Annotated in this window: 6 protein-coding genes and 1 pseudogene; 2 read left to right on the forward strand and 5 right to left on the reverse strand. The window is 74.2% G+C overall.

Annotated elements, in window-relative coordinates; translation table 11 throughout:
- A pseudogene (locus tag L1885_RS21195) lies at positions 1-1507 on the reverse strand (DEAD/DEAH box helicase); the annotation flags it as partial.
- 509 nt (positions 1508-2016) lie between these two features.
- Between L1885_RS21195 and L1885_RS21200 the strand changes: the two are divergent.
- Positions 2017-2736, forward strand: coding sequence for a ferritin-like fold-containing protein (locus L1885_RS21200; protein WP_235798752.1), 720 nt, complete (start codon positions 2017-2019; stop codon positions 2734-2736).
- A gap of 161 nt (positions 2737-2897) precedes the next feature.
- Here L1885_RS21200 and L1885_RS21205 read toward each other — a convergent pair whose 3' ends face one another.
- From L1885_RS21205 to L1885_RS21220, 4 genes are all read right to left on the reverse strand, one after another.
- On the reverse strand, positions 2898-3179 hold the full coding sequence (locus tag L1885_RS21205) for a hypothetical protein (RefSeq protein WP_235798753.1): 282 nt from the start codon (positions 3177-3179) through the stop codon (positions 2898-2900).
- 326 nt (positions 3180-3505) lie between these two features.
- A complete protein-coding gene (locus L1885_RS21210; protein WP_235798754.1) occupies positions 3506-3733 on the reverse strand; it encodes a DUF3107 domain-containing protein in 228 nt (75 codons plus the stop codon).
- A gap of 148 nt (positions 3734-3881) precedes the next feature.
- Positions 3882-4520, reverse strand: coding sequence for a TetR/AcrR family transcriptional regulator (locus L1885_RS21215; protein ID WP_235798755.1), 639 nt, complete (start codon positions 4518-4520; stop codon positions 3882-3884).
- 185 nt (positions 4521-4705) lie between these two features.
- Positions 4706-5020 (reverse strand): hypothetical protein, encoded by a 315-nt coding sequence (locus tag L1885_RS21220; protein ID WP_235798756.1) that lies wholly within the window; start codon positions 5018-5020, stop codon positions 4706-4708.
- A gap of 208 nt (positions 5021-5228) precedes the next feature.
- Between L1885_RS21220 and L1885_RS21225 the strand changes: the two genes are divergently transcribed.
- On the forward strand, positions 5229-6188 hold the full coding sequence (locus tag L1885_RS21225; RefSeq protein ID WP_235798757.1) for an alpha/beta fold hydrolase: 960 nt from the start codon (positions 5229-5231) through the stop codon (positions 6186-6188).
- Positions 6189-6344 lie beyond the last annotated feature (156 nt).

Raw genomic sequence — 6344 nt, forward strand, 5'->3', positions numbered from 1 at the left:
GTCCGCGGTGTCCGCGTCCGTCACGCCCTCCGCCGTGTCGGCGGCCTCGACGGCGGCGGAACCGTCGGTCGCGAGGCCGCCCCGCGTGCGCCGGCGCTGCCGGGGCGTACGCGTACGGGCCGGACGCTCCTCGGCCGGAGCGGAAGCGGTGGCGGTGGAGCCCCGGCGGCCGCGGCCACCGGTCTCGCCCAGGTCCTCGACCTGCTCGGCCGCGAGCCCGGCCCGCGTGCGCTCGGCGCGCGGCAGGATGCCCTTCGTGCCCTGCGGGATCGACAGCTCTTCGAACAGGTGCGGCGAGGTGGAGTACGTCTCCGGCGGGTTCGGGAAGCCCAGGTTCAGCGCCTTGTCGATGAGCTGCCACCGGGGGATGTCGTCCCAGTCGACGAGGGTGACGGCCGTGCCCGTCGCGCCCGCGCGGCCCGTACGGCCGATGCGGTGCAGGTAGGTCTTCTCGTCCTCGGGGGACTGGTAGTTGATGACGTGCGTCACGCCCTCGACGTCGATGCCGCGGGCCGCGACGTCGGTGCACACCAGCACGTCGACCTTGCCGTTGCGGAACGCGCGCAGCGCCTGCTCGCGCGCGCCCTGGCCCAGGTCGCCGTGCACGGCGCCGGCCGCGAAGCCGCGCTGCATCAGCTGGTCGGCGATGTCGGCCGCGGTGCGCTTGGTGCGACAGAAGATCATCGCGAGCCCGCGTCCCTCGGACTGCAGGATGCGGGCGACCATCTCCGGCTTGTCCATGGAGTGCGCCCGGTAGACGCGCTGCGTGGTCGCGGCGACCGTCGCGCCGGCGTCGTCGGGCGACGTGGCGCTGATGTGCGTCGGCTGCGACATGTAGCGGCGGGCGAGCCCGATGACGGCGCCCGGCATGGTGGCCGAGAACAGCATCGTCTGGCGGCGCGGCGGGAGCAGCTGGATGATCTTCTCGACGTCGGGCAGGAAGCCCAGGTCGAGCATCTCGTCGGCCTCGTCGAGGACCAGCGCGCGCACGTGGGACAGGTCCAGCTTGCGCTGGCCCGCCAGGTCGAGCAGGCGGCCGGGCGTGCCGACGACCACGTCGACGCCCTTCTTGAGGGCCTCGACCTGCGGCTCGTAGGCGCGGCCGCCGTAGATGGCGAGGACGCGCACGTTGCGGACCTTGCCCGCGGTCAGCAGGTCGTTCGTCACCTGCGTGCACAGCTCGCGGGTGGGGACCACGACCAGCGCCTGCGGCGCGCCCGTCAGCTGCTCGGGCGTGGCGCGGCCGGCCTCCACGTCGGCGGGGACGGTCACCCGCTCGAGCAGCGGCAGGCCGAAGCCGAGGGTCTTGCCGGTGCCGGTCTTGGCCTGGCCGATGACGTCGGTGCCCGAGAGGGCGACCGGGAGCGTCATCTCCTGGATGGGAAAGGGACTCGTGATGCCGACGGCTTCGAGGGCCTCGGCCGTCTCGGGAAGGATCCCGAGATCGCGGAACGTCGTAGTCAGGGTGCTGCCTCTTCCGTGAGGTGCGGTGCGAGGCGAACGCTGGGGGTCCTACCGCGCAGCAGGTCCGCGCCCGTGGGGCTCGGCCGGCCGTGGCTTGACCGGAAGTGCGCGGGACCCCTGCCATCGCTCAAGCGCTCGTGCCGCAGGGGGCCCCTCGTGTGCGGGTTCGTGTGCAGCTGTGCGCACGGACCGCGCGCAGAGGGCGGTCGGGTCGGAGCCGATCGGGCCACCGACCGGGCATCCTCAGGGGCCTGTCCAAGAGCGTCCTGGAACGTTGCGCGCCGTGACGGCGCCCGTCGTCCTCGTCAGCCCGTGGAGCAAAGCTGTTCAAACTGTTCAAGCGGTGCAGATGTTCAAACGGTCGAACACTGTGACGGCCCACCGAATACTCGGCAGGCGCATTACCACTGTACCCCGGATCCGCGCACATGTGTCGGCCGAAGTTCACCGGGCGCCCCGGCGGCGGCGCCGGAGGCGGCCTGCGACCCTCCCCGCGCGGACTATTGTGCGGATACGCGGGTTACGACGAGCACACGAATCGAGAGGTTTGCCGTGGCAGACGCAGACACCGAGAACACCGGGATCGCCGGGCAGGACTGGGCCACGGCGTCCTCGCAGCCGCAGTACCACGCGGCTGTGGTGGACCTCCTCGGCGCCCTCGCCTACGGCGAACTCGCTGCCTTCGAGAGGCTCGCCGAGGACGCGAAACTCGCACCGACCCTCGCCGACAAGGCCGCGCTGGCCCGCATGGCGTCCGCGGAGTTCCACCACTTCGAGCAGCTCAAGGGCCGGCTCGCCGACATCGACGTGACGCCCACCGAGGCGATGGAGCCCTTCGCGAAGGCCCTCGACGACTTCCACCGGCAGACCGCCCCGTCGGACTGGCTGGAGGGCCTCGTCAAGGCGTACGTCGGCGACTCCATCGCCAGCGACTTCTACCGCGAGGTCGCCGCCCGCCTCGACACCGACACCCGGGCCCTGGTCCTGGCCGTGCTCGACGACACCGGCCACGGCAACTTCGCCGTGGAGAAGGTGCGCGCGGCGATCGAGGCCGACCCGCGTGTCGGCGGGCGGCTCGCGCTGTGGGCGCGGCGCCTGATGGGCGAGGCGCTCTCGCAGGCCCAGCGGGTGGTGGCCGACCGCGACGCGCTGTCGACGATGCTGGTCGGCGGCGTGGCCGACGGCTTCGACCTCGCCGAGGTGGGCCGGATGTTCTCCCGCATCACCGAGGCGCACACCAAGCGCATGGCCGCCCTGGGCCTCGCCGCCTGAGAGCGGGGGCCCGCGCCGCCCCGGATCCGGTGGAGCGGGCGGGACGCGCGGCCCGGCGCGGCACGTGCGGTGTGGCTGCCTCGGCGGTGCTGAGCGGTGTGCCGGGCCCAGTGGTGCTGTGGGGTGTGCCGGGCCCAGCGGTGCTGTGTGGGGCCGGTCCGCTACGGCACCGCGCGCCGCACCGGCGACGGCGCCGGCCCGGCGGCGGAGGGCCGCAGCAGCAGCGAGATCATGACGGCGGAGACGCCGACCGCGCCGAGCAGCGTCACCAGCACGTGTCCGGGGCCGAGGGCCTCGTGTGTCACATAGGCGCCGAACAGCGCGCCGAGACCACCCATCAGGGCGACGAGCCGTCGGGCCGGCAGGCGGCGCGACAGCAACTGGGCCGCGGCCGTCGACAGGCCGAGGCCGAGCAGGGCAGAACCGAGAATCTCCAGGATCACGGTGATCACCTCGCGGCTTCCGGGCGGCGCCCCGGGCGAGTGGCCGGCGCGTCCAGCCGGTCATTACCCGGCGTGCCCGCACCACAACCCTTCCGTGAGGGGGCACCCCGCGAAGGGGTGAAACGAACGGCGACGGCCCGGCGGGGAACTCCCCGCCGGGCCGTCGCGCGCACAGGAAGCGTGCGCGGGATGACACCGCGTGCCGGACCGGGCCCGGCACGCCCCGGGGAACTCCCCGGGAAGGCTCCGCACTGTGGAGCGTCAGCGAAGCCCCCCGTCCTCCGGGGGGACTTCCCGGACGAGGCCCATGCCTCGTCCGACGCGCCCTAGAGCGGGCCGAAGCCGACCCGCCGGGCCGACGGCTCGCCGATGTCCACGTACGCCAGCCGGTCCGCCGGCACGAGGACCCTGCGGCCCTTCTCGTCCGTGAGGCTGAGCAGCTGCGCCTTGCCGGTCAGCGCGTCCGCCACCGCCCGCTCGACGTCCTCGACGGAGAGCGCGCTCTCCAGAACGATCTCCCGGGGCGCGTGCTGCACGCCGATCTTGACCTCCACGGCTATGTCCCTCCGAACGGTCGGTGCGTTGCGCGGCCAACCGCGCTGTACGCAGCACACACTAGCCCGCGCGGCGGGACCGGAAGGCGCCGCGGGCAACGCCCGCAGCGAACACGGGGCGGGAGGGGATCCGCCGTCCCGCCCTGCCTCAGTGCTGCTCGCCCTGGAGGGGGAAGCCGGCGATGCCCCGCCACGCCAGCGACGTCAGCAGCGACACCGCCTGCTCGCGCGGGACCGGGGAGGCGCTGGAGAGCCAGTAGCGCGCGACGACCTGCGAGACGCCGCCGAGCCCCGTGGCCAGCAGCATCGACTCGTCCCGGGACAGTCCGGTGTCCTCGGCGATCACGTCCGAGATCGCCTCGGCACACTGCATCGCCACCCGGTCAACCCGTTCGCGCACCTCGGACTCGTTCGTGAGGTCCGACTCGAAGACCAGCCGGAACGCGCCGCCCTCGTCCTCGACGTACGCGAAGTACGCGTCCATCGTCGCCTCGACGCGCTTCTTGTTGTCCGTCGTCGACGCGAGCGCCGTGCGCACGGCCTGCAGCAGCGACTCGCAGTGCTGGTCGAGCAGCGCCAGGTAGAGCTCGAGCTTGCCCGGGAAGTGCTGGTAGAGCACCGGCTTGCTGACCCCGGCACGCTCGGCGATGTCGTCCATCGCCGCCGCGTGGTACCCCTGGGCCACGAAGACTTCCTGAGCCGCCCCGAGCAGCTGGTTGCGCCGGGCGTGACGCGGGAGCCGCGTTCCCCGCGGGCGTGCCGCCTCCGTCTGCTCCATGGCTGTCACGCCGCCTCCCAATCGTCGCTGCGCCCTCGGCGCCCGCCCGCGTGGTGCGCGGGCAGCCGGACGCTCCGGCCCCGACTGGCCATCGTACTTTCGGGTAACCCCTGTGTGCGCGGTGAGGCGGCAGAAAATCCCCGGACGGGTCGGGGCGATCGGCCGCCGCCGGGTGCCGGGGCCGGCGGCGGCGCTCAGCGGTAGTCGTCGTCCTCGTCGCCCGCCGACCTGGCCTGTTCCGCGCGGTCGGCCTCGTCCGCCTCGCCGGCCGAGCCGCTTTCCGGCGGCGTGTCCTCGCGGGGCCTGAGGTCGGTGCGCTGCTCGGCGGCGTCGGCCTCCGGCGCCTCGGCGGGCAGCTCGTCGCCGCCTCCGCCGCGGGCCGGTCCTTCCCAGCCCTCGGGCTCTTCGGGGTCCGGGCTGTCTGCGGTGCCTTCCGCGTACCGCTGGTCCGTCGGGTCCGTCGGGTCCGTCGGGTCCGTCGGGTCCGCGGGGTCGGTGGGGAGCGTCATGTCTGCCCTTCCGGTCGGGAGTCCGGCGCGGCGGGCGTCCGCACGCGGCCCTGGGCCGCCGCACGGGCCGCGCCGCGCGTCCTGTCGGTGTGCCTCTCCCTTCCCCGCTGCCCCGCATCCGAGCCTAGAAGTCACGCCACCTGGACGCCACGCGGCCTGTGACCGCCGCCACACGAACCCGGGTGTGACTCTCTCGTAACATTGCGGCATGTCTTCGACCGAGCTGCCGGAAACCGTCGCTGCCGCCGCGGCTCCGCGGGCCGCCCCCGTCCGGGTGGCGGAGGGGGAGGAGCTGAGGCAGGTCGCGCTGCCGGGGCTGAGCCTGTCGGTCAGGGCCCGCCCCGCCGCCCGAACCGGCCTGCCGCCCGCGCTGTACGTCCACGGCCTCGGCGGCTCCTCCCAGAACTGGTCGGCGCTGATGCCGCTGCTCGCCGACGTCGTCGACGGCGAGGCCGTCGACCTGCCCGGCTTCGGCGACTCGCCGCCGCCCGACGACGGCGACTACTCGGTCACCGGCCACGCGCGGGCCGTGATCCGGCTCCTCGACGCGGGCGAGCGGGGCCCCGTCCACCTGTTCGCGAACTCCCTCGGCGGCGCCGTCGCCACCCGGGTCGCCGCGGTCCGCCCCGACCTGGTCCGCACCCTGACGCTGGTGTCGCCGGCCCTGCCCGAGATCCGTGTGCAGCGCAGCGCGGTGCCCACCGGCCTGATGGCCCTGCCCGGGATGACGGCCCTGTTCGCCCGCCTCAGCAAGGACTGGACGGCGGAGGAGCGCACCCGCGGCGTGCTCGCGCTCTGTTACGGGGACCCGGGCTCGGTCGGCGAGGAGGAGCTGGCCGCCGCGGTCGCCGAGACCGAGCGCAGGCTCCAACTCCCTTATTTCTGGGACGCGATGACTCGCTCCGCGCGCGGTATCGTCAACGCGTACACCCTGGGCGGCCAGCACGGACTGTGGCGGCAGGCCGAGCGGGTCCTCGCGCCGACGCTGCTCGTGTACGGCGGCCGTGACCAGCTCGTCTCCCTGCGCATGGCACGCAGGGCGTCCGCGGCCTTCCGCGACTCCCGCCTGCTGACGCTGCCCGACGCGGGCCACGTGGCCATGATGGAGTACCCCCGCGAGGTGGCGGGCGCGGCGAGGGACTTCATCGCCGACAACGACGGGAGCTGATCCGGGCAGTGGGACGACACAGCCGCAGGGGTCCCGCGGGTCCTGGGCCCGACGGCGGGCGGCCCGCCGGTCCGGCCTCCGGGTCCGGCCGGCAGGACGTCCCCGGCGCCGGCCCCGTCCCAGGCGCCCCGGGCCGGGCCCCGGACGTCCCCGGCG

The organism is Streptomyces fuscigenes (genome assembly GCF_021556455.1).
Lineage (GTDB): Bacteria > Actinomycetota > Actinomycetes > Streptomycetales > Streptomycetaceae > Streptomyces > Streptomyces fuscigenes.